Origin of the sequence: Streptomyces sp. ICBB 8177 (assembly GCF_003144095.1) — a bacterium.
Lineage (GTDB): Bacteria > Actinomycetota > Actinomycetes > Streptomycetales > Streptomycetaceae > Streptantibioticus_D.
In genome coordinates this window covers 225,176-245,572 of the sequence record NZ_NSKH01000003.1, presented here as the reverse complement: position 1 = coordinate 245,572, position 20,397 = coordinate 225,176, and the positions used below count along the sequence as shown (strand labels likewise).

General features: G+C 72.4%; 20 protein-coding genes and 1 tRNA gene. 8 read left to right on the top strand and 13 right to left on the bottom strand.

What is annotated here, in order from left to right:
• The first annotated feature begins 188 nt into the window (after window positions 1–188).
• A complete protein-coding gene (locus tag CK485_RS03995) occupies window positions 189–1,505 on the top strand; it encodes an SGNH/GDSL hydrolase family protein (protein ID WP_109446967.1) in 1,317 nt (438 codons plus the stop codon).
• 27 nt (window positions 1,506–1,532) lie between these two features.
• On the opposite strand, the gene CK485_RS03990 is transcribed toward CK485_RS03995, so the two are convergent.
• The 3 genes from CK485_RS03990 to CK485_RS03980 form a co-directional block, all read right to left on the bottom strand.
• Window positions 1,533–2,501: an ATP-binding cassette domain-containing protein gene (locus tag CK485_RS03990; protein ID WP_109446965.1), complete on the bottom strand. Its 969-nt coding sequence runs from the start codon at window positions 2,499–2,501 to the stop codon at window positions 1,533–1,535.
• Between the two features lie 3 nt (window positions 2,502–2,504).
• On the bottom strand, window positions 2,505–3,269 hold the full coding sequence (locus CK485_RS03985; RefSeq protein ID WP_109447563.1) for an ABC-2 family transporter protein: 765 nt from the start codon (window positions 3,267–3,269) through the stop codon (window positions 2,505–2,507).
• Window positions 3,270–3,390: 121 nt separating this feature from the next.
• Window positions 3,391–4,188, bottom strand: a complete 798-nt coding sequence (locus tag CK485_RS03980) for an ABC-2 family transporter protein (RefSeq protein WP_109446963.1) — start codon at window positions 4,186–4,188, stop codon at window positions 3,391–3,393.
• A gap of 329 nt (window positions 4,189–4,517) precedes the next feature.
• On the opposite strand from CK485_RS03980, the gene CK485_RS03975 reads away from it, so the two are divergent.
• Window positions 4,518–6,926 carry a transglycosylase domain-containing protein gene (locus tag CK485_RS03975; RefSeq protein ID WP_109446961.1) on the top strand — a complete coding sequence of 803 codons (2,409 nt, stop codon included), beginning with the start codon at window positions 4,518–4,520 and terminating at the stop codon, window positions 6,924–6,926.
• A gap of 161 nt (window positions 6,927–7,087) precedes the next feature.
• Here the strand turns inward: CK485_RS03975 and CK485_RS03970 are convergent, their stop codons facing one another.
• Both CK485_RS03970 and CK485_RS03965 read right to left on the bottom strand, forming a co-directional pair.
• Window positions 7,088–7,390, bottom strand: a complete 303-nt coding sequence (locus CK485_RS03970; protein ID WP_109447561.1) for a co-chaperone GroES — start codon at window positions 7,388–7,390, stop codon at window positions 7,088–7,090.
• Window positions 7,391–7,547: 157 nt separating this feature from the next.
• Window positions 7,548–7,871: a DUF3618 domain-containing protein gene (locus CK485_RS03965; protein WP_109446959.1), complete on the bottom strand. Its 324-nt coding sequence runs from the start codon at window positions 7,869–7,871 to the stop codon at window positions 7,548–7,550.
• A 150-nt stretch (window positions 7,872–8,021) separates the two neighbouring features.
• Between CK485_RS03965 and bcp the strand changes: the two genes are divergently transcribed.
• From bcp to CK485_RS03945, 3 genes are all read left to right on the top strand, one after another.
• Window positions 8,022–8,489, top strand: a complete 468-nt coding sequence (bcp, locus tag CK485_RS03960; protein ID WP_109446957.1) for a thioredoxin-dependent thiol peroxidase — start codon at window positions 8,022–8,024, stop codon at window positions 8,487–8,489.
• A gap of 236 nt (window positions 8,490–8,725) precedes the next feature.
• Window positions 8,726–10,219, top strand: coding sequence for a glycine betaine/L-proline transporter ProP (gene proP / locus CK485_RS03955; protein WP_241968111.1), 1,494 nt, complete (start codon window positions 8,726–8,728; stop codon window positions 10,217–10,219).
• A 533-nt stretch (window positions 10,220–10,752) separates the two neighbouring features.
• Window positions 10,753–10,829 (top strand) — tRNA-Leu (locus CK485_RS03945).
• A gap of 41 nt (window positions 10,830–10,870) precedes the next feature.
• Here the strand turns inward: CK485_RS03945 and rdgB are convergent.
• Both rdgB and CK485_RS03935 read right to left on the bottom strand, forming a co-directional pair.
• The gene (gene rdgB / locus CK485_RS03940; protein ID WP_109446954.1) at window positions 10,871–11,473 is read right to left on the bottom strand and encodes an RdgB/HAM1 family non-canonical purine NTP pyrophosphatase; all 603 of its coding nucleotides are present in this window, start codon (window positions 11,471–11,473) and stop codon (window positions 10,871–10,873) included.
• 174 nt (window positions 11,474–11,647) lie between these two features.
• Window positions 11,648–12,172 (bottom strand): helix-turn-helix domain-containing protein, encoded by a 525-nt coding sequence (locus tag CK485_RS03935; RefSeq protein WP_109446952.1) that lies wholly within the window; start codon window positions 12,170–12,172, stop codon window positions 11,648–11,650.
• 112 nt (window positions 12,173–12,284) lie between these two features.
• Here CK485_RS03935 and CK485_RS03930 point away from each other — a divergent pair, with 112 nt between their 5' ends.
• Window positions 12,285–13,784 (top strand): MFS transporter, encoded by a 1,500-nt coding sequence (locus CK485_RS03930; RefSeq protein ID WP_158288151.1) that lies wholly within the window; start codon window positions 12,285–12,287, stop codon window positions 13,782–13,784.
• Window positions 13,785–13,851: 67 nt separating this feature from the next.
• Here CK485_RS03930 and CK485_RS03925 read toward each other — a convergent pair whose 3' ends face one another.
• From CK485_RS03925 to CK485_RS03915, 3 genes are all read right to left on the bottom strand, one after another.
• Entirely contained in the window at window positions 13,852–14,238 is a 387-nt protein-coding gene (locus CK485_RS03925) for a hypothetical protein (protein ID WP_109446948.1), read from the bottom strand.
• A 2-nt stretch (window positions 14,239–14,240) separates the two neighbouring features.
• A complete protein-coding gene (rph, locus tag CK485_RS03920; RefSeq protein WP_109446946.1) occupies window positions 14,241–14,975 on the bottom strand; it encodes a ribonuclease PH in 735 nt (244 codons plus the stop codon).
• A gap of 249 nt (window positions 14,976–15,224) precedes the next feature.
• The gene (locus CK485_RS03915; protein ID WP_275124586.1) at window positions 15,225–15,488 is read right to left on the bottom strand and encodes a PTS glucose/sucrose transporter subunit IIB; all 264 of its coding nucleotides are present in this window, start codon (window positions 15,486–15,488) and stop codon (window positions 15,225–15,227) included.
• A gap of 547 nt (window positions 15,489–16,035) precedes the next feature.
• Here CK485_RS03915 and CK485_RS03910 point away from each other — a divergent pair.
• Complete coding sequence (locus tag CK485_RS03910) at window positions 16,036–17,337, top strand: PTS transporter subunit EIIC (RefSeq protein WP_109446942.1); 1,302 nt, start codon at window positions 16,036–16,038, stop codon at window positions 17,335–17,337.
• 130 nt (window positions 17,338–17,467) lie between these two features.
• Here CK485_RS03910 and CK485_RS03905 read toward each other — a convergent pair whose 3' ends face one another.
• Window positions 17,468–18,220, bottom strand: a complete 753-nt coding sequence (locus CK485_RS03905; RefSeq protein ID WP_109446940.1) for an MBL fold metallo-hydrolase — start codon at window positions 18,218–18,220, stop codon at window positions 17,468–17,470.
• A gap of 324 nt (window positions 18,221–18,544) precedes the next feature.
• Between CK485_RS03905 and CK485_RS03900 the strand changes: the two genes are divergently transcribed.
• Entirely contained in the window at window positions 18,545–19,057 is a 513-nt protein-coding gene (locus CK485_RS03900; RefSeq protein WP_109446939.1) for a type II toxin-antitoxin system PemK/MazF family toxin, read from the top strand.
• 72 nt (window positions 19,058–19,129) lie between these two features.
• Here CK485_RS03900 and CK485_RS03895 read toward each other — a convergent pair whose 3' ends face one another.
• Both CK485_RS03895 and CK485_RS03890 read right to left on the bottom strand, forming a co-directional pair.
• Window positions 19,130–20,080: a cysteine synthase gene (locus tag CK485_RS03895; RefSeq protein ID WP_109446937.1), complete on the bottom strand. Its 951-nt coding sequence runs from the start codon at window positions 20,078–20,080 to the stop codon at window positions 19,130–19,132.
• Entirely contained in the window at window positions 20,080–20,358 is a 279-nt protein-coding gene (locus CK485_RS03890) for a MoaD/ThiS family protein (RefSeq protein ID WP_109446935.1), read from the bottom strand. Before CK485_RS03890 ends, CK485_RS03895 begins: the two co-directional genes overlap by 1 nt.
• Window positions 20,359–20,397: the final 39 nt, after the last annotated feature.

Genomic DNA, 20,397 nt, shown 5'->3' with positions numbered 1-20,397 from the left:
ACCCTGGCCCTCCCCCTACGGGTTCCGCGGGGCGGGGCGGCGCCGTGACGCCGCTGTGGCCGAAGCGGTACCGGTCGATGGGCGAACGCGCACATCCGCGTGGGATCATGGGAATCCGGACGAGGCCGCCGGACCGACGTCGCTTCCGCAGCCGCTCGCTCCGCCCATCCACTCGAGGAGAACGCCGCGTGACCCGGAAGTCCGGCTATACGCTGGCCGCCGCGTTGCTGGCCGTGATGGCCGTCGTCTGCGCCGTGATCGTCGCCGGCGTCGATCACGCCGCCGCCCCCGTGACCGACGAGGCGGCCCCCCAGCCGCACGCCACCCTGGCCGACCCGGCGTCCGCCGGTGACTGGGTGGCCAGCTGGGCGACGTCACCCGCCGCGGGCGAGCCGAACACCCGGAACGGCTACCCGGGCATGTCCATCCGCAACGTGGTGCACGCCGACATCGGGGGCACCGCCGCGCGCGTGCAGGTGTCCAATCTCTTCGGCGCCGCGCCGCTCACCCTGACCGACGTGACGCTGGCCGTCGCCGCGGGACCCGGTGGCGCCGACGCGGTGCCCGGCGCGCTGGTGCGGCTGGCCTTCGACGGGCGGCCCACGGTGACCATCCCGGCGGGCGCCAGCGTGCTGAGCGACCCGGTGCGACTGCGCGTACCGGCCGCCGCCGACCTGCTGGTGACCACCTACACGCCGGATCCCTCAGGCCCGGTCACGTACCACCCGATGGCCCGCGAGACGTCCTACCTGGCGCGCGGCGACCACGCGCGGGACACGGACGGGACCGCGTTCACCGAGCAGACGCCGTACTGGCGCTACGTGACGGGCGTGGACGTGTGGACCGCGGACGCCACCGGCACCGTCGTGGCGTTCGGCGACTCGATCACCGACGGCCGCACCTCGACCGTCGGCGCCGACCACCGCTGGCCCGACTACCTGGCCCAGCGGCTGCGTTCGGCCCCGAACGGCCCCCGGCTGAGCGTGGTCGACGAGGGCATCAGCGGAAACCGCCTGCTGTCGAACGCCCAGCCGGACGTGCCGGGCAACGGCCGAAGCGGTCTGTCGCGACTGGACCGCGACGCGCTGTCGCAGCCCGGCGCCAAGGTGCTGATCGTGGACCTCGGCATCAACGACATCCTCCAGGACCCGCGCACCATCACGCCCGACGCGGTGGTCGCCGGACTCCAGGCGATCACCCGCGAGGCGCACGCGCACGGCCTGCGGGTGGTCGGCTCGACCCTGACGCCGTTCCGCGGCACACGTGGCTGGACGCCGCGGCTGGAGGCGGTGCGCGAGCGGGTCGACGAAGTGATCCGCTCCGGGCGGGTGTTCGACGCGGTGGTCGACTTCGACAAGGCGCTGCGTGACCCCATGGACCCCGAACGGCTGCGCCCGGCCTACGACTCCGGTGACCATCTGCACCCCACGGACGCCGGATACCGGGCGATGGCCGACGCGATCGAGCTGGACACCCTGACGGGCGCGGCCCCGGCCGGCGTGTGACCGCCGGCGGCGCCGACGCCGTGGTGGCTACAGCCCCGGGCTGCCCGCGTACATCCTGGCGATCACGTCCTCGATCGCCGGCTCGCGCAACGACAGGTCCACCAGCGGGTAGCGCGCCGCCAGTTGGGCCACCAGCGGGGCCGCGCTCTCGGAGGCGGGGAAGCCCAGCCACTGGCGCGGGCCCTCCACCCGTACCGACCGCACGCCGTCGACTTCGACCGGCGGCAGCTCGCGGTCGAAGTCGACGACGAGGACGCGTTCGCTGTCGCCTACGGCGTGCAGGCCGTCCAGGCCGCCGTCGTAGACCAGGCGGCCGTGGTCGATGACCATCACCCTGCGGCACAACTGCTCGATGTCGGTGAGGTCGTGGGTGGTCAGCAGCACGGTGGTGCCGTTCTCGGCGTTCACCTCGCGCAGGAAGTCGCGCACCTTCGCCTTGCTGATCACGTCGAGGCCGATGGTGGGCTCGTCGAGGTAGAGCACCTCGGGGTCGGGCAGCAGCGCCGCCGCGATGTCGCCGCGCATCCGCTGGCCCAGCGAAAGCTGCCGTACCGGCACGTCCAGCAGGGCGGCCAGATCGAGCAGTTCGACGCAGCGGTCGAGATTGGCGCGGTAACGGGCGTCCGGCACCCGGTACATGCGCCGCACCAGCTCGTAGGAGTCGCGCAGCGGCAGGTCCCACCACAGCGTCGTGCGCTGCCCGAAGACCACGCCGATCCGCCGGGCCAGCCGCAGCCGTTCGCGCGACGGGTCGATCCCTGCGACCGTCACCCGGCCCGCGCTCGGCACCAGGATGCCGGTGAGCATCTTCACCGACGTGGACTTGCCCGCGCCGTTGGGCCCGATGTAGCCGACCATCTCGCCGCGCGGCACCTCGAAGGAGATGCCGTCCACCGCGCGCACCTCGTGCCGTTCGCGGCGCAGCCTGCCCGCCTTGCGGCGCACCTGGAAGACCTTCTCCACGCCCTCGAACCGGATCAGTGCCTGTGTGCCCATCGTTCAGCTCCCCGTGCTCCGGTACGACCTCAGGCCCGCGCGCCAGGCCAGCCCCGCCAGGGCGCACACCGCGACCGCGACCGCGGGCGACAGCCATCCCGTCCAGCCGGGCAGTCCGAGCGGCTCCGGCCTGCCCAGGATGCGCAGCGCGGGCATCCAGTTGACGAAGGCGACGGGCACGACGAAGACCGCGCCGCGCACCAGTTCCCTGGCGAAGAGCGTCGGCGGGTACTGCGTCATCGTGCTGCCGCCGTAGGTGAACGAGTTCTGCACCTCCGCAGCGTCGCCCGCGCGGAACTGCAGCGCCGCGCCCGCCGTGTAGAACGCACCGAAGATCGCCGCCCCGCTGACCGCCATCACCGGCAGCAGCAGCGCCGTGCCCGGCGTCCACGCCACGTTCAGCCGGGTCAGCGACCAGACCAGCACCACCCCCGCCTGCGTCAGCCGCCCCAGCCGCCGCAACGCGAAGCGGTCGGCGGCGACCTGCGCGAAGACCGGCACCGGCCGCACCAGCAACGCGTCCACCGTCCCGTCGCGCACCCTGCGGCCGAGCCCGTCCAGGCTGCCCAGCAGCAGATCGGCCAGCCCGATGGCGACCCCAGAACTCCCGTACAGGAACGCTGTCTCGGCGAGCGTGAAACCGCCGAGGGTGCGGGTGTGCCCGAAGATGATGGCGATCGTCGCGAAGTCCAGCGCCGTCATGCAGGCGTTGCCGACGACGGTCATCAGGAACGAGACGCGATACGTCAGCGTGGAACGCGACCACATACCGGCGATCAGCAGATACGCGCGGCACCCGGCGACCGCCTCCCGCAGCCGGTCGCGCACCGGCCACCGCGCGGCGTAGGAGCCGACGCCGACCGCCTCCGCGTCCGGTGCGTACGAGACCTCACCCACCCTGCACCACCACCCTGCGGGTCGCCGCCGACTGCACCAGCCGTCCCGCGCCCAGCAGGACGAGTGCCCACACCGCCTGGAAGCCCAGCGCGGACGCCAGTCGCGCACCGGTGTCGCGGCCCAGGTAGACGTCGGCGGGCACCTGCAACAGCGCCGACCACGGCAGCGCGCGGGCCAGCACCCCGAGGGCACCGGGGAAGACGGTGAGCGGCAGCAGCATGCCGGAGAAGAAGATCGCGGCCAGCGAGGCCAGCAGCACGATGCCGGTGCCGTCCAGCAGCCAGAAGGCGGCCAGCGCCACCAGGTAGCGCAGCGCGAAGCTGATGACGACGCCCAGCGCGACCGCCACCAGGAACGCCGCCCACACACCCGGCGACGCGGGCCACACCAGCGGGAAGAACAGGCCCGCGGTGACCATCGGCAGCACGCCCCGGCCCACCAGGTGGAACCCGGCGCGCCCGATGTCCCGCGCCAGCCACCACAGTTGCAGATCGGCGGGGCGGTACAGGTCGGTCGCCACGTCGCCCGACCTGATGCGGTCGATCAGTTCGGCCTCGAAGCCGCCGAAGAGCGCCGTGGTCATCAGCAGCGCCTGCCCGAGCCAGACGAACGTCACCGCCTGCCCGAGGTCGTAGCCGCCCAGGTGCGGGCGCACCCGCCACAGCGCGATGTAGGTGTAGGCGACGACGAAACCGAAGACGGTGTTGGTGAACACTCCGGCCAGGGTCGCCGTACGGTATGTCGCGTACCGTCTGAAGCCCCTCACCAGCACGGCCAAGTACAGCCCCATCCCGCTCCGCCTCCCGCCCTGTCCGGTTCCGGCCGAAGCGCGCAAGCCTAGGTGTGGCCCCAGACGGGCCGCCAGTGGTTTTCCCCGCCCCCGCCGTGGAACGACACAGCCGTTCGGACTGCCACGAAGCCGTGACGTCCCGCGCTGCCACGGCTTCATGACATGCCCGTGCGAGGATCGCGTCACCGAACGTTACCGGCGAACGTTACCCAAGGGGATGAAACAGTGTTTTCCGGTCGACCAGCCCACCGCCCGGCGGACGCCACAGCGACTGCCGCGCCCGCCGTCCGCGGCACAACCCCCGCGGGGCCCGAGGAGTCCGTACAGACATGAGCAGCGACGAGCCCGCCGGGCCGCCCGGGACGGGCGACGGCGTGGACCGGCCGCACGAGCGGGCAGCCCGCCGGGCGGAGCGCAGGGCGCGCCGCAGGCGGCACGGCTGGCGGCGGCTGCTGCCCACCTGGCGGATGGTGCTCGGCGGGGCACTGCTGCTGTTCCTGCTGCTGTGCGGCGGCTTCGCCGCCGGCTACCTGCTGGTGAAGATCCCGCCGGCCAACGCCTCCGCCACCGCGCAGAGCAACATCTACCTCTACGCGGACGGCACCACCCAGATCGCCAGCAGCGGCACCGTCAACCGGGAGAACGTACCGCTGAGCGCGGTGCCCAAGACCGTGCAGCGGGCCGTACTGGCCGCCGAGGACCGGGACTTCTACCACGAGTCCGCGATCGACCCGCGCGCCATGGTGCGCGCCGCGTGGAACACCGTGACCGGCAAGGGCATCCAGTCCGGCTCCACCATCACCCAGCAGTACGTGAAGAACTACTACCTCAACCAGCAGCAGACGGTGAAGCGCAAGGTCGAGGAGTTCTTCATCGCCATCAAGCTCGACCGCGAACAGAGCAAGGACCAGATCCTCGAGGGCTACCTGAACACAAGCTACTTCGGCCGCAACGCCTACGGCATCCAGGCGGCCGCCCACGCCTACTACAACGAGGACGTCTCGCGACTGGACACCGCGCAGGGCGCCTACCTCGCCTCCCTGCTCAACGCCCCCAGCGCTTACGACGTGGTGGCCAACCCGCAGAACAAGGGCCGCGCGGTGGCCCGCTGGAACTACGTGCTGGACGGCATGGTCAAGGAGCACTGGCTCGCCGCCCCCACCCGCGCCGCCCTGCGCTTCCCGCAACCGGCGCAGTCCAGCGCCCCTTCCGGCCTGTCGGGCCAGCGCGGCTACCTCGTCGAGGCGATCAGGAACTACCTGGTCGACAACAAGATCATCGACGAGCAGACCCTGGACGCCGGCGGCTTCCGCATCACCACGACCATCGACAAGGCCAGGGAGGACGACTTCACCGCCGCCGCCCAGGACCAACTCCTCGGCAAACTCGGCGACTCCGGCACCGACCGCTACGTGCGCGCCGGCGGCGCCTCCATCGACCCGGCCACCGGGAACGTGGTCGCCCTCTACGGCGGCGTCGACTACACCAAGCAGTACGTCGACAACGCCACCCGGCGCGACTACCAGGTCGGCTCCACCTTCAAGCCCTTCGTCTTCGCCTCCGCCGTGCAGAACGGCTCGACCACCCAGGACGGCGAGCCGATCACCCCCGACACCGTCTACGACGGCACCAACGGCCGCCAGGTGCAGGGCCCCAACGGCCCCATCGGCTACGCGCCGGACAACGAGGACGACGTCGACTACGGCGACATCACCGTCGCGCAGGCCACCAACCAGTCGGTCAACGCCGTCTACGCGCAGATGGCCGAGGACGTCGGTCCCGCGAAGGTGAAGTCCACCGCGGTCTCGCTCGGCCTGCCCGCCGCCACCCCGAACCTGAGCGCCTACCCCTCGATCGCGCTCGGCGTCGCCACCGCGAGCCCGCTGGACATGGCCCAGGCCTACGCGACGCTCGACGACCACGGCAGCTACCTGCCGTACACCCTCGTCACGAAGATCGTGAAGGACGGCCACACGGTGCCGCTGCCGCACCGCACGCCGAAGCCCGCGGTGAGCCGCCAGGCCGCGGACACCACGACCTCCATGCTCCAGGACGTGGTCGACGCCCCCGACGGCACCGGCACCGCCGCGCAGGCCGCGGGCGTCCCGGCGGCAGGCAAGACCGGCACCGCGGAGGACGACAAGGCGGCCTGGTTCGCCGGATACACGCCCGACCTGGTCACCGTCGTCGCGGTGATGGGCCAGAACTCCGACACCGGCACCCAGGAACCGCTCTACGGCGCGACCGGCCTCGACCGGGTCAACGGCGGCGGCTTCCCCGCCCAGATCTGGGCCGCCTACACGGCCGCCGCCCTCCAGGGCGTCGACGTGCCCGACTTCGACCTGCACCTCCAGCCCGGCGCCGGCCCCTCCCCCAGCACCCCGCCCGACAGCGGACCGCCCACGGACACCACGCCGCCGTCCCAGCCCCCGGGCACCCCGCCCGGCGAACCGTCCTCCCCGCCCGGCATGAGCCCCTCCGGCGGCGGCTTCACCGGCGGGCTCGACGGCGGCCTGGACGCGGGCGCCTCCGGCGGCACGAACGGCGGCGGCGACGGCGGCGACACCTCCGGGGGCACCGGCGGCGCGGGCGGCACGGACGGCGGCCCCGGCGGCACGGTCGGGCCCTCCGGCGGCACGACGAACGGCGGCACGATCGCCGGGACGGACGGCGGCACCACGATGGGCGCCGCGGGCGGCGGTAGTCCGGGCGGGGCGGGCGGACCACCCGCGGGATGACGCGGGCATGCGCTGACACGGGCATGCGAGGGGGCGGCGGCCGACACGGCCGCCGCCCCCTTTTCCGTACGAAGGTGTCGCGTCACGCGGTCAACAGGCGTTACGCGGTCAACAGGCGTCACGCGGTCACGGGCGCCACGCGGTCAACAGGCCTCACGCGGTCACAGATACAGCCCGGTCGAGTCGTCCGCGCCCTGGAGCCGCTCGGCGGCCACCGCGTGCAGATCGCGCTCCCGCATCAGTACGTACGCGACCCCCCGGACCTCCACCTCGGCGCGGTCCTCCGGGTCGAACAGCACCCGGTCACCGATCTCCACCGTGCGGACGTTCTGCCCCACGGCGACGACCTCCGCCCACGCCAGACGGCGCCCCACGGCGGCGGTCGCGGGAATCAGGATGCCGCCGGACGAACGCCGTTCGCCCTCCGGGATGTCGGTACGTACCAGCACCCGGTCGTGCAGCATGCGGATGGGCAGCTTGTCGTGCCCGCTGCCGGGCGTGTCGATGGACGTGTTCGCACTCACGACCACGACGTTACCCGGCGCCCGCGCCGCACGTGGCGGGGGCCGCCGGGTAGGGCGCGGTCCTCCCGGCGCCCGCCCCCGCTGTTCGTCGTCGCCGCTACTTGTTCCTGCGCCGCGACGACAGCCCCGCGACGACGGCCACCAGGGCCACCGCCGCGACCGCGACGGGCACGATCCGCTCCAGGCGCGGAGCACCGTCCTGCGACACCAGTTCGGCACGCACGCCCGACACGGCGCGGTTCACCGCCACGTAGGCGCGCCCCGCCGTGCGGTCCACCGCCTCACGCACCGAGGCCTTCGCGTTGTCCGCGATGGTCTTCGGGTGCACCCGCACCCCGATCTCGTCCAGCGTCACGGCGAGTTGCTGCCGCCTGCGGACGATGTCCGCCTCGATCTGAGCCGGAGTCCTGCCTTCCGACACCGCGCTGCCTCCGTCACCTCGGGTCCGTACCGTCCCTGCCGTGCGGACAGTCTGTCAGCTCGCGTCCCGGCGCGCCCCTCGGCACCCCGTCTAGGCTCTTCGCCGTACACCCGCTACCGCGTACCCCGCGCACGAACGAGGAGTCCAGCCATGAGCGAGCGCCTGACGCCCGGCGACACCGCCCCCGCCTTCACCCTGCCGGACGCGGACGGCAACCAGGTCTCCCTCGCCGACCACAAGGGCCGCAAGGTCATCGTCTACTTCTACCCGGCCGCGCTCACCCCGGGCTGCACCAAGCAGGCCTGCGACTTCACCGACAACCTCCAGCTGCTGACGGGCGCCGGTTACGACGTCATCGGGGTCTCGCCGGACAAGCCGGAGAAGCTGGCGAAGTTCCGCGACCAGGAGAACCTGAAGGTCACGCTGCTCGCCGACCCGGACAAGAAGGTCCTGGAGGCGTACGGCGCGTACGGCGAGAAGAAGCTCTACGGCAAGACGGTGACCGGCGTCATCCGCTCCACGGTCGTGGTCGACGAGGACGGCAAGGTCGAGCGCGCGCTGTACAACGTCAAGGCCACCGGCCACGTGGCGAAGATCATCAAGGACCTGGGCATCTGAACCACGCCGCCCGGGCCGGCCTCAGGAGGCCGGCCCGGGGCTGGTGTCGCGCGTCCCCAGGCCTCCGTTCCACAACGAGCCGAAAACCGGCCCAAGGCCTATAAATACCCATATACACGTCGTTAATGAACGACCGTTTCCAGCGCCGAAAAACATGGGTTTACCGGAGGCCAAAACGTAAAGACGTTCCTTTTGCCTGGCCACCTCCTGGCAGGCCGACGAAAGGAAGCCCAGCTGTGACGACCGAGGAGACCGTCGACCCGGCGGCGTACCGCCGCCACCGGACGCTCTTCCAGGCCATCGAACGCCGGAGGAACCCCCGCCTGCGCCGGACCGACATCACGGTCACGGACGAGCGGGCCGTCAAGCGCGCCGTGAAGGCCGCCGCCCTCGGCAACGCCATGGAGTGGTTCGACTTCGGCATCTACAGCTACCTGGCGGCCACCCTCGGTCACGTCTTCTTCCCCTCCGGCAGCAACACCACCTCCCTGCTGTCGTCCTTCGCGACGTTCGCGGTGGCGTTCCTGGTCAGGCCGCTGGGCGGCACGTTCTTCGGTCCGCTGGGCGACCGCATCGGCCGCAAGACCGTACTGGCCGTCACGATGATCATGATGGCCGTCGGCACCTTCGCGATCGGCCTGATCCCCAGCTACGCGGCGATCGGCTTCTGGTCGCCCGCCCTGCTGATCCTCTTCCGGCTCATCCAGGGCTTCTCCACCGGCGGTGAGTACGGCGGCGCCTCCACGTTCATCGCCGAGTACGCGCCCGACAAGCGGCGCGGGTTCTTCGGCAGCTTCCTGGAGTTCGGCACGCTCGCCGGCTACGTGGGCGCGGCCGGCCTGGTCACCCTGCTGACCTCGGTGCTCAGCGACGACGCGATGACCTCCTGGGGCTGGCGCCTGCCGTTCCTGGTCGCGGGCCCGCTCGGCGCGATCGGCCTGTACCTGCGGCTGAAGCTGGACGAGACGCCGGCGTTCCAGCGCCTTGAGAACGACACGGCGCCGGTCAAGGCGACGGAGGCCGCGCAGGGCGTGGAGACCCTCCCCAAGGGGGAGTTCCGGGCGATCTTCGTGGAGCAGTGGCCGCGCCTGCTGCTGTGCGTGGCGCTGGTCGCGGCGTACAACATCACCGACTACATGCTGCTGTCGTACATGCCGACCTACCTCAGCGACGAGCTCGACTACAGCACGACGCACGGCCTGCTGGTGCTGCTGCTCGTGATGGTGGCGATGATGTGCCTGATCAACCAGGTGGGCCGCCTCAACGACCGCTTCGGCCGCAAGCCGTTGCTGATGGCGGGCATGCTGGGGTTCCTGGTGCTGTCGGCGCCGGCGTTCCTGCTGGTGCGGCAGGGCAGCATCGTCGCGATCGTGGCGGGGATGCTGATGCTGGGGCTGTCGCTGCTGTGCCTGCTGGGCACGATGTCGGCGGCGCTGCCCGCGCTCTTCCCGACGCAGACCCGGTACGGCGCGCTGTCCATCGGCTACAACGTCTCGACGTCGCTGTTCGGCGGTACGACGCCGCTGGTTATCACCGGGCTGATCAGCCTCACCGGCAGCAAGATGACGCCCGCGTACTACGCGATGGCGGCGGCGCTGGTGGGCGTGATCGCGGTGGCGTGCATGCGGGAGACGGCCCGCCAGCCCCTGGAGGGCTCCCCGCCGGCGGTCGCCACGAAGGAGGAAGCGGTCGAACTGGTCCAGTCCCAGACCCCGGAACCCCGCTTCTGACCACCTGGCCTCTTTGGGTTCCGTCGCCTCTTCCCCGTAACCGGTCATTCGTTCGGCTCGTTCATCGGTGCGAGAACGGGACTGAAGCGGAGGGGAAGGGGAGGGGAGGACCATGGAGACCACCGGGCCCGGACGGACGGCGACATACGGCAAGACGGAACTGGCGGCGGCTGTCGCGCAGGCGGAGTGCCTGTCCGACGTCATCACCCGGTGCGGCGGAACACCCACCAGCGGCTCGCGGGCGTACGTGCGCAAGCTCATCGCCCGCTGGGAGATCGACGCCTGCCACCTGCGGAGCGAGGCGATCCGCCACACCGAACGACGGCTCCGGGAGGCCGTGGCCGCGTCGCACAGCGTCGCCGAGGTCGTCCGCCGTCTCGGCGTCAGCCCGGTCGGCGGCAACGAGGCGCACATCGGCCGCCGCATCGCCGGACTGGGCACCTGCGCCATCTGTGCCCCTCCTGCCACGGTCAGACCGGGAACTTCGCCCGGTGGCGCGGACGATGAGGGCAGGCCGGTAGAGTGGCCGCGGCGGGCCCGTACCCCAGCTGGAAGAGGGCGCCGGTTTAGGTCCGGTGTGTCGTGGGTTCGAGTCCCACCGGGCCCACCACCGAGGGCGTGACATCCGACGGATGCCACGCCCTTCGCTTTTCAGCCCAGCAACTCCCGTACCACCGGCACCAGTTCGCGGAAAGCCTTGCCGCGGTGGCTGATGGCGTTCTTCTCCTCCGGGGTCAGCTCCGCACAGGTGCGGGTCTCGCCGTCGGGCTGGAGGATCGGGTCGTAGCCGAAGCCGCCCTCGCCGGCCGGGGTCTCGCGCAGGGTGCCGTCGAGGCGGCCCTCGACCACGCGCGACGTGCCGTCCGGCAGGGCGAGCGCCGCCGCGCAGGCGAAGTGCGCCGCGCGGTGCGGCGCGGCGATGTCGGAGAGCTGGGCGAGCAGCAGGGCCAGGTTGGCCGCGTCGTCGCCGTGCCGGCCCGCCCAGCGCGCGGAGAAGATGCCCGGCGCCCCGCCCAGCACGTCCACGCAGAGCCCGGAGTCGTCGGCGACCGCGGGCAGGCCGGTGGCGCCGGCGAGAGCGTGCGCCTTCAGCAGCGCGTTCTCCGCGAAGGTGACACCGGTCTCCTTGACGTCGGGGATCTCCGGGTACGCGTCGGCGCCGACCAGTTCGACGTCGAGGCCTGCGCCGGTGAGGATCGCGCGCAGTTCGGTGACCTTGTGGGCGTTGCGGGTGGCGAGGACTAGACGCTGCATGGGGGCGATTATGCCGCCCGCCGCCGGTCACGAGCCCGCCCGTCCGCCCGAAGCCGCGCGCCCCGCGCACCCTCCCGTCCCGCGCACGCGCCCGCCCCGCCTCACCGCCCAGCGCACGGGCGCCCCGCACGCGCGCGCCCGACCCCGCACGCCCGCCCCAGAGCCGCGAAGCCCTCACCCCGCCCGCAGCGGCGTCAGCAATCGGTGCGCGGTGGCGAGGGCGGCCGTGACCGGGTCGTCGTCGGGGGACGCCGGGGGTAGTCCGGGGCCCGGGGCCACCACGACGTCCGCCGGGGGCACGTCCGCGCCGCAGCCCTCGCAGCGCCCGCCGGGGTCGACGGTGGCGCCGTCCGGCGCGTGCAGGAAGACCCGTCGCGGGCCCTTCTCGCCGTAGTGGTCGTCGCCCCACGACATCAGCCCGCGCACCACGGGCCACAACGACACGCCCTTGGCGGTCAGTTCGTACTCGGAGCGCCGCCCGGTGCCCGGTACACGGGCCATCACGTCCTGCGCGGTCAGTGAGGCGAGCCGGTCGGTGAGGACGGCGCGCGGGATGCCGAGGTGGTCCGCGAAGTCCCCGAAGCGCCGCACGCCGAAGAAGGCGTCGCGGACGACGAGCAGGGTCCAGCGTTCGCCGACGACCTCGAGGGCGCGGGCGAGCGAGCAGGCCTGTCCGGTGTAGTCGCGCGGGAGTGCCATGGCTCCAGCATATCGCTCGTTCAGTTCATTCACCGAACCAAACGTGCTACGGTCGGACCATGAGCCCGGTTCAGTGAATGAACCAATTCTTCGACATCCCAGGTGGTGCGTGATGGCGACTGAGGCGACGCGGTCCGGGGCGGGGCATCCGCGCCGGTGGGCGGTACTCGCCGTGCTGGCGGCGGTGGCGTTCATGGCGCAACTCGACCTGTTCATCGTGAACATCGCCGTGCCCGCGATGAGCCGCTCCTTCGGCGGCGCGGGCCTGTCGGGGCTGTCGTGGGTGCTCAACGCGTACGCGATCGTCTTCGCCGCGCTGCTGGTCCCGGCGGGGCGGCTGGCCGACCACTTCGGGCGCAGGCTGGTCCTGCTGTCCGGGGTGGTGGTCTTCACGCTGGCGTCGGTGCTGTGCGCGCTGGCGCCGACGCTGCCGGTGCTGGTCGGCGGCCGGGCGGTGCAGGCGGTGGGCGCGGCGATGATCGTGCCGACCTCGCTGGGACTGCTGCTGCCGTCCTTCCCGCCCCGGCAGCACACCCTGGTCGTCGGCGTCTGGGCGGGGGTCGCCGCGGTGGCCGCCTCGTCGGGATCGCCGGTGGGCGGTGTGCTGGTGGCGGTGGACTGGCGGTGGATCTTCCTGGTCAACGTGCCGATCGGCGTGGCCACCGTGGTCGCGGGGCTGCGGGTGCTGCCGGAGATACGTGCCGGGCGCGGCGCGCGGCTGCCGGACGCGGTCTCCACGGTGTCGTTGCTCGCGGCCGTCACGCTGCTGGTGCTGGCGACGGTGCAGGGTCCGGCCTGGGGCTGGGGCAGCGCCGGGGTGGTGGGGCTGCTCGCGGCGGCGGCGCTGGCCACGGTGGTGACGGTGCGGCGCTCGGCGCGGCATCCGCGGGCGCTGGTGGAGGCGAGTCTGTTCCGGGGCAGGGAGTTCACCGGGGCGAGCGTGGCGCTGCTGCTGTTCTACGTGGCGTTCGGCGCGTGGCTGCTGATCACGGTGCTCTTCCTCCAGGACGTCTGGCACTACAGCGCCCTGCGCGCGGGCGTGGCGATCGTGCCGGGGCCGCTGGCGTCGGCCGCGTTCGCCGTCAACAGCGGGCGGATCACGGGGCGGTTCGGGCGGGTGCTGCCCGCGGCGGCGGGTACGTCGCTGCTGGCGCTCGCGGCGGTCTTCTGGCTGCTTGTCGCGCCCGCGCATCCCGCGTACGCGGCGGACTTCCTGCCGGGGTTGCTGCTGGGTGGCGCGGGGGCGGGGCTGGCGCAGGCGCCGATGTTCGCGGCGGCCGGCACGCTGCCGCCTGACCGGGCGACGACGGGCAGCGCGGTGCTCAACATGTCCCGGCAGGTCGGCAGCGCGATCGGGGTGGCGGTGCTGGTGGCGCTGCTGGCCTCGCCGCAGCCGCACGCGCTGGCGGCGTTCCACCGCGGCTGGGCGCTGGTGGCGGGCGCGGCGCTCGGGGCGGCGCTGGTGGTGACGGTGACCCACCGCGCGGCGGACCGGCGCGGAACGCGGGAGGCGCCGGTGGCGGTACCACCTGAGCCGGGAGGTACGGCGGCGGGCGGCGGCGCGTACGAGGGCGGCACGGTGTGCGGGAGCGGCGCCCGGGCGGCGCGCTGACGGAAGGCCGGACGGGGGACGCGCCCGCGCGGCGCACCCCCGTCCTGTCACGTCCCCCCGCGCGGTCTCACTTCTTCGGGCAGGCCGTCGTCAGTTCGGACGCGGCGTGGTCGATCGGTGCGACGTCGACCGGCTGGCCCTTGTCCAGTTCGTTCTTGACGTTGGAGACCGCGAGCGACAGGTCGCCGACGGCCTTGCTGGCGGCCGTGCCGGAGTCGCCGGTGTGGCCCGCGATGTCGTCCAGGTTGGTCTGGATCTGCCGCAGCACGGTCGCCGCGTCGCGCGGGTCGGTGGCGCTCTTGCGCACGGCGGCGTCGAGCTTGGCGACCTGGGTCCGCACGGTGTGCGCGACCGTCGGGCAGTCCTGGGTGCTGCTGCTGGAGCCCGAGCAGGCGGCCAGCAGCGGCAGGGCCAGGACGGCCGCGGCGGTGGCGGCCAGGGCGGGAGCGCGCATGGTCAGCCCCGCGCCGTGGCGAGGGCGGCCCGCTGGACGCCGTCGAGCTGGGCGGCGCCGGCCACCGCGAGGTCGAGCAGGGCGTCGAGTTCGGCGCGGGCGAACGGCTGGCCCTCGGCGGTGCCCTGCACCTCGACGAAGCGGCCGTCGCCGGTGCAGACGACGTTCATGTCGGTCTCGGCGCGCACGTCCTCCTCGTAGCACAGGTCGAGCAGCGGGACGCCGTCCACGATGCCGACGCTGACCGCGCTGACCGCGCCCGTGAGCGGCTGGGCCTTGGCCTTGATGAGCTTGCGCTCCTGGGCCCAGGCGACGGCGTCGGCGAGGGCGACGTAGGCGCCGGTGATGGCGGCGGTGCGGGTGCCGCCGTCGGCCTGGAGGACGTCGCAGTCGAGGACGACGGTGTTCTCGCCGAGGGCCTTGTAGTCGATGACGGCGCGCAGGGAGCGGCCGATCAGGCGGGAGATCTCGTGGGTGCGGCCGCCGATGCGGCCCTTGACGGACTCGCGGTCGCCGCGGGTGTTCGTGGCGCGCGGCAGCATCGCGTACTCCGCGGTCACCCAGCCCTCGCCGCTGCCCTTGCGCCAGCGCGGCACGCCTTCGGTGACGCTGGCGGTGCACAGGACGCGGGTGTCGCCGAAGGAGACGAGCACCGAGCCTTCCGCGTGCTTGCTCCACCCGCGTTCGATGGTGACGGGGCGGAGCTGTTCGGGGGTACGGCCGTCGATACGAGACATGCGCCCGAGCCTATCCGCCGCGCACGGCGCGGGACGCGGGCCCCGCCTGCGGACCGGCGGATGGCCGCCACCCGCCGTGGGGCCGACGGCTCGTCTCCGGACCGCCGGCCGAGGGGGGCTGGTCGCGCAGTTCCCGCGCCCCCTCCAGGCTCACGGAGCCGCACGCGTCCGCGGCCCTGTCGTCGTCACGACGAAGCGGGGCCCGCTCCCCCTTCGGGAGCGGGCCCCGCTTCGTCGAGCGGACGAGGCTCACATCATGTCTTCGATCTCCGCGGCGATCGGGTCGGCGTCGGTGCCGATGACGACCTGGATGGCGGTGCCCATCTTGACCACGCCGTGCGCGCCCGCGGCCTTGAGCGCGGCCTCGTCGACCAGCGAGGCGTCGTGGACCTCGGTGCGCAGGCGCGTGATGCAGCCCTCGACTTCCTCGATGTTGTCGAGCCCGCCGAGACCGGCGACGATCTTCTCAGCCTTGCTGGCCATGTCCACTCCCTGTCGCGTCCTGTTGCGCACGCTGGTGACGGTTCCACACGGTAACGCACGGATGGACTGTCTTCGCCGGTCGATACGGGCTGGTCCGCCGTGGTGTCCCGACAAGGGCGCAAGCGTGCGAAACTGGTCTACACCACTTTACGGCTCCGGCAAAACGAGGGGCGCATCGACGGGCGCGGCTCCCCTCACAGGCCCCGGCCACGGCCCCGGCGACGGCTTCCCCCGCGCTCCCGCACTAGCCGGACGACAAGTCCGAATTTGATCATTCCGACCGATCTATGCTTCTGTCGTCTTCCACGCGACCCCTGTTCCCGCGCGGGCGAACCCCGGTACACCAGCCCTCGCGGTCGGCGGCGCCGTGCCGCGCGTCCGCGCGGCCGACCTCGCGGCGTGACGGAACGAGAGCACTCCGCATGGTTGTCCAAGCGTGACCATCGGGCGCTCTGCCACGCGTTCCTTTACCCGCCTCCGACATGTTAGAACTGGTCTACACCACTCAGTGGTGTAGACCACAGTGCGGGCCGTCCCCATTCCCCCGGAGCCCGCCTGCCTCCAGGAGGAATCTCTGATGAGTTCGGACACCGCCACCCCGGCGGCGCCCGCCAAGAAGCGCGGGTCCGGAGTGTTCCAGGGTTTGCAGAAGGTCGGCCGCAGCCTGCAGCTGCCGATCGCCGTCCTCCCCGCCGCCGGCATCCTGCTGCGCCTGGGGCAGGACGACGTCTTCGGCCAGACGGGCCTGCACTGGAACAACGTCGCCAAGGTCTTCGCGGGTGCCGGTGGTGCGCTGCTCGACGCCTCGCTCGGCCTGCCGCTGCTGTTCTGCATAGGCGTCGCGATCGGTTTCGCCAAGAAGTCGGACGGGTCCACCGCGCTGGCCGCGGTCGTGGGCTTCCTCGTCTACTACACGGTGATCCACCAGTTCCCGATCTCGTGCGGCGCCGGCCAGACCTTCACCTCGACAGGCTCGTTGAGCGGTGCGTGCGTGAAGGGGACGACGGTCACCGCGGCGACGTACCAGAATCCGGGCGTTCTCGGCGGCATCATCCTGGGTCTGCTGACGGCCGTGCTGTGGCAGCGGTTCCACCGCACCAAGCTCGTCGACTGGCTGGGCTTCTTCAACGGCCGCCGGCTGGTGCCGATCATCATGGCCTTCGTCGGCACCGCCATGGGCGTGCTGGTGTCCCTCGGCTGGCAGCCGATCGGCGACGCGATCAGCAGCTTCGGCAAGTGGATGACGGGGCTCGGCGCCCTCGGCGCGGGCCTGTTCGGCCTGGTCAACCGTGGCCTCCTGCCCATCGGCATGCACCAGTTCGTCAACGCCGTCGCGTGGTTCCAGATCGGTGACTACAAGAACTCCGCCGGTCAGATCGTCCACGGCGACCTGACCCGTTACTTCGCGGGCGACCCGACCGCGGGACAGTTCATGTCCGGCTTCTTCCCGATCATGATGTTCGGTCTGCCGGCCGCCGCCCTGGCGATCGCGCACTGCGCCCGCCCGGAGCGCCGCAAGGCGGTCACCGGCATGATGGTCTCGGTCGCGCTCACCGCGTTCGTGACCGGCGTGACCGAGCCGATCGAGTTCTCGTTCATGTTCATCGCGCCGGTGCTGTACGCGATCCACGCGGTCCTGACCGCGATCTCGATGGCGGTGACGTGGGCGCTCGGCGTCCACGCGGGCTTCACCTTCTCCGCCGGCGTGATCGACTACGTGCTCAACTGGCACTTCGCGACGAAGCCATGGCTGATCATCCCGATCGGACTGTGTTTCGCGGTGGTCTACTACGTGGTCTTCCGCTTCGCGATCCTCAAGTTCAACCTCCCCACCCCCGGCCGCGAGCCGGAGGAGGAGATCGAGGACATCACCAAGTAGCCGTCCTCACCGAAGCAGCGCGGGCCCGCCAGGAACTCCTGGCGGGCCCGCGGCGCTCGGCCCGCGGCGCTCGGCCCGCGGCGCTCGGCCCGCGGCGCGGAAGTGGGGGGCCGCCGGCGCCGCGAGGCGGCTACAGCTCGTACACCGCCCCCGACCGGGCCAGTTCGACCGGGCCGGGGTAGGCGGAGCGGGCGTCGGTGAGGTTGGTCTTGGGGTCGGTCCACGGGGGGATGTGGGTGAGGACCAGGCGGGCCGCACCGGCTCGGGCCGCGTACTCGCCCGCCTCGCGGCCGGTGAGGTGCAGGTCGGGCACGTCCTCCTTGCCGTGGGTGAAGGACGCCTCGCACAGGAACAGGTCGCTCCCGGCGGCCAGTTCGAGCAGCGGGTCGCACGGGCCGGTGTCTCCGGAGTACGTGAGGGTCCGCCCGCCGTGCTCGATGCGGAACCCGTACGCCTCGACCGGGTGGCTCACCCGCTCGGCGCGCACCGTGAACGGCCCGACCCGGAAGCTCCCCGGCGCCAGCGTGTGGAAGTCGAAGACCTCGCCCATGCACTTGTCGTCCGGCACGTCCCCGTACGCCGTCGCCAGGCGCGCCTCGGTGCCCTCGGGGCCGTGGACCGGCAGCGGTCGCGGGACTCCCCCGTCGTGCCGGTAGTAGCGGGCGACGAAGTAGCCGCACATGTCGATGCAGTGGTCGGCGTGCAGGTGGCTGAGGACGACCGCGTCCAGGTCGTACAGCCCGCAGTGGCGCTGCAGCTCGCCGAGGGCGCCGTTGCCCATGTCGAGGAGCAGCCGGAAGCCGTCGGCCTCTACGAGGTAGCTCGAACAGGCTGAGTCCGCGGACGGGAAGGACCCAGAACAGCCGACGACGGTGAGCTTCATGCAGGGGCCTCCAGGGGGGTCCGGGGGTCTTGCGTGGTCCGGTTCGGTTGGCTTCGGACAGCGCTCTGCGCCGGAGGCCACGGGCGGGAACGGCGCCGGCGGAGGACAGAAAGCGCCGCCATGTGCAGTCGAGGGTAAGCCGCGGTTCCCGTCACCGCCCCTCCACCAGGCGCCGTTGTGGGCGGAATCACCAGTACGTGTGGTCCCCCGCTCACTGTCGGTCGCCGCCGTGCCCGGCGAGCCGGGAGGCCCGCGGCTTGCGGCGGGCGGGGGCGGTAGCGTCGGGGTTCGCGGACGTGGCGGCGGGAGACGGGAGGGCGCCCGATGGCGTGGTGGGTCGTGGGTCTGGTCGTGGTGGTACTGGCCCTGGTCGCGGCGGTGGCCGACGGGCGGTTGCGGGACGGCGGACGGCGCTCGCGCGCAACCCGGCGTTCCTCGGGGTCGTCCGGGGCGGTCTCGCGGCGTCCGGCCGGGCGGGTCCGGCCACCGCGCGGTCCGGCGGCGGGGCGGCCGTCCGGCGCGGTCGCCGGCGTCGGGCCGCGGCCGGGTGAGATCTGGTGGGCCGAGGTGCCGTACGAGGACGGGCCGGGCGCGAAGGACCGGCCGTGCCTGGTGCTGTCGGTGCGCGGAGAGGCCGCCCGGGTGGTGAAGATCACCAGCAAGTACCACGGCGAACTGCCGGGCGTGATCGCGTTGCCGCCGGGCGCGGTGGGCGACGCCCGGGGCAGGACCTCGTACCTGGAGACCGAGGAGACCCGGCAGGTGCCGCTGCACGGCTTCCGGCGCCGGGTCGGCCCGCTGGACCCGGCCGTGTGGAGCCGGGTCCAGCGGGTATAGCGGGTCCTGGCGGCGGGCAGGGCGGCGGCGAGCGGAGCCCCGGAGGCGGGCCGGGACCGGCGGGGCCCGGCCTCAGGCCCAGAGCTGGCCGTGCAGGGCCTCGATGGCGGCTTCGGTCGACTCGGCGGTGTAGATGCCGGTGGACAGGTACTTCCAGCCGCCGTCGGCGACGACGAAGACGATGTCCGCGTCCCGGTCCTCCCTGACCGCCCTGGCCGCCACCCCGAGGGCCGCGTGCAGAGCGGCTCCGGTGGACACGCCCGCGAAGACGCCCTCCTCGCGCAGCAGTTCACGGGTGCGGCGCACCGCGTCCTCGCTGCCCACGGAGTAGCGCGTGCTCAGCACGGACTCGTCGTACAGCTCGGGCACGAAGCCCTCGTCGAGGTTGCGCAGCCCGTAGACCACGTCGTCGTAGCGCGGCTCGGCGGCGACGATCGTGACACCGGGGACCTTCTCGCGCAGGTAGCGGCCGACGCCCATCAGGGTGCCGGTGGTGCCCAGGCCGGCCACGAAGTGCGTGATGGTGGGCAGGTCGGCGAGGATCTCCGGGCCGGTGGTGGCGTAGTGCGCGCCGGTGTTGGCCGGGTTGCCGTACTGGTAGAGCATCACCCAGTCCGGGTGCTCGGCGCTCAGTTCCTTGGCGACCCGCACGGCGGTGTTGGAGCCGCCCGCGGCCGGCGAGGAGATGATCTCGGCGCCCCACATGGCGAGCAGTTCGCGGCGCTCGCTGGAGGTGTTCTCCGGCATCACGCACACGATGCGGTAGCCCTTGAGCCGGGCGGCCATCGCCAGGGAGATGCCGGTGTTGCCGGAGGTCGGCTCCAGGATGGTGCAGCCGGGGGTCAACGTGCCGTCGCGCTCGGCCTGTTCGATCATGTGCAGCGCGGGGCGGTCCTTGACCGAGCCGGTGGGGTTGCGGTCCTCCAGCTTGGCCCACAGCGACACCCTCGCGGAGGGCGACAGCCGCGGCAGCCGGACCAGCGGGGTGTTCCCGACTGCCGCGAGCGGATTGTCGTACCGCATCAGCGGGCGCCGCCGGCGACCGCGGGCAGGATCGTCACGTTGTCGCCGTCCGTCAGCTTCGTCGCGATGCCGTCGAGGAAGCGGACGTCCTCGTCGTTGAGGTAGACGTTGACGAAGCGGCGCAGCTCGCCGCCGTCGACCACGCGGTCGCGCAGGCCCGCGTGGCGCGTGTCGAGGTCCTTGAACAGCTCGTCCAGGGTGGCGCCGCTGCCGTCGACGGACTTCTGCCCGTCGGTGTACGTGCGCAGGATGGTCGGAATGCGGACCTCGATGGCCATCAGTGGGCTCCCGTGAGTGCGTGACGTCGGTGATCGTCG

What these genes read in the sequence shown, in the direction of transcription:
- CK485_RS03930 (WP_158288151.1), top strand. Translation starts at nt 12,285, where the DNA reads ATGGCGACTGAGGCGACGCGGTCCGGGGCGGGGCATCCGCGCCGGTGG.
- CK485_RS03935 (WP_109446952.1), bottom strand. Translation starts at nt 12,172, where the DNA reads ATGGCACTCCCGCGCGACTACACCGGACAGGCCTGCTCGCTCGCCCGC.
- bcp (WP_109446957.1), top strand. Translation starts at nt 8,022, where the DNA reads ATGAGCGAGCGCCTGACGCCCGGCGACACCGCCCCCGCCTTCACCCTG.
- CK485_RS03925 (WP_109446948.1), bottom strand. Translation starts at nt 14,238, where the DNA reads ATGCGCGCTCCCGCCCTGGCCGCCACCGCCGCGGCCGTCCTGGCCCTG.
- CK485_RS03890 (WP_109446935.1), bottom strand. Translation starts at nt 20,358, where the DNA reads ATGGCCATCGAGGTCCGCATTCCGACCATCCTGCGCACGTACACCGAC.
- CK485_RS03980 (WP_109446963.1), bottom strand. Translation starts at nt 4,188, where the DNA reads ATGGGGCTGTACTTGGCCGTGCTGGTGAGGGGCTTCAGACGGTACGCG.
- CK485_RS03905 (WP_109446940.1), bottom strand. Translation starts at nt 18,220, where the DNA reads ATGAAGCTCACCGTCGTCGGCTGTTCTGGGTCCTTCCCGTCCGCGGAC.
- CK485_RS03975 (WP_109446961.1), top strand. Translation starts at nt 4,518, where the DNA reads ATGAGCAGCGACGAGCCCGCCGGGCCGCCCGGGACGGGCGACGGCGTG.
- rdgB (WP_109446954.1), bottom strand. Translation starts at nt 11,473, where the DNA reads ATGCAGCGTCTAGTCCTCGCCACCCGCAACGCCCACAAGGTCACCGAA.
- CK485_RS03895 (WP_109446937.1), bottom strand. Translation starts at nt 20,080, where the DNA reads ATGCGGTACGACAATCCGCTCGCGGCAGTCGGGAACACCCCGCTGGTC.
- CK485_RS03985 (WP_109447563.1), bottom strand. Translation starts at nt 3,269, where the DNA reads ATGTGGTCGCGTTCCACGCTGACGTATCGCGTCTCGTTCCTGATGACC.
- CK485_RS03970 (WP_109447561.1), bottom strand. Translation starts at nt 7,390, where the DNA reads ATGCTGCACGACCGGGTGCTGGTACGTACCGACATCCCGGAGGGCGAA.
- CK485_RS03900 (WP_109446939.1), top strand. Translation starts at nt 18,545, where the DNA reads ATGGCGTGGTGGGTCGTGGGTCTGGTCGTGGTGGTACTGGCCCTGGTC.
- rph (WP_109446946.1), bottom strand. Translation starts at nt 14,975, where the DNA reads ATGTCTCGTATCGACGGCCGTACCCCCGAACAGCTCCGCCCCGTCACC.
- CK485_RS03910 (WP_109446942.1), top strand. Translation starts at nt 16,036, where the DNA reads ATGAGTTCGGACACCGCCACCCCGGCGGCGCCCGCCAAGAAGCGCGGG.
- CK485_RS03990 (WP_109446965.1), bottom strand. Translation starts at nt 2,501, where the DNA reads ATGGGCACACAGGCACTGATCCGGTTCGAGGGCGTGGAGAAGGTCTTC.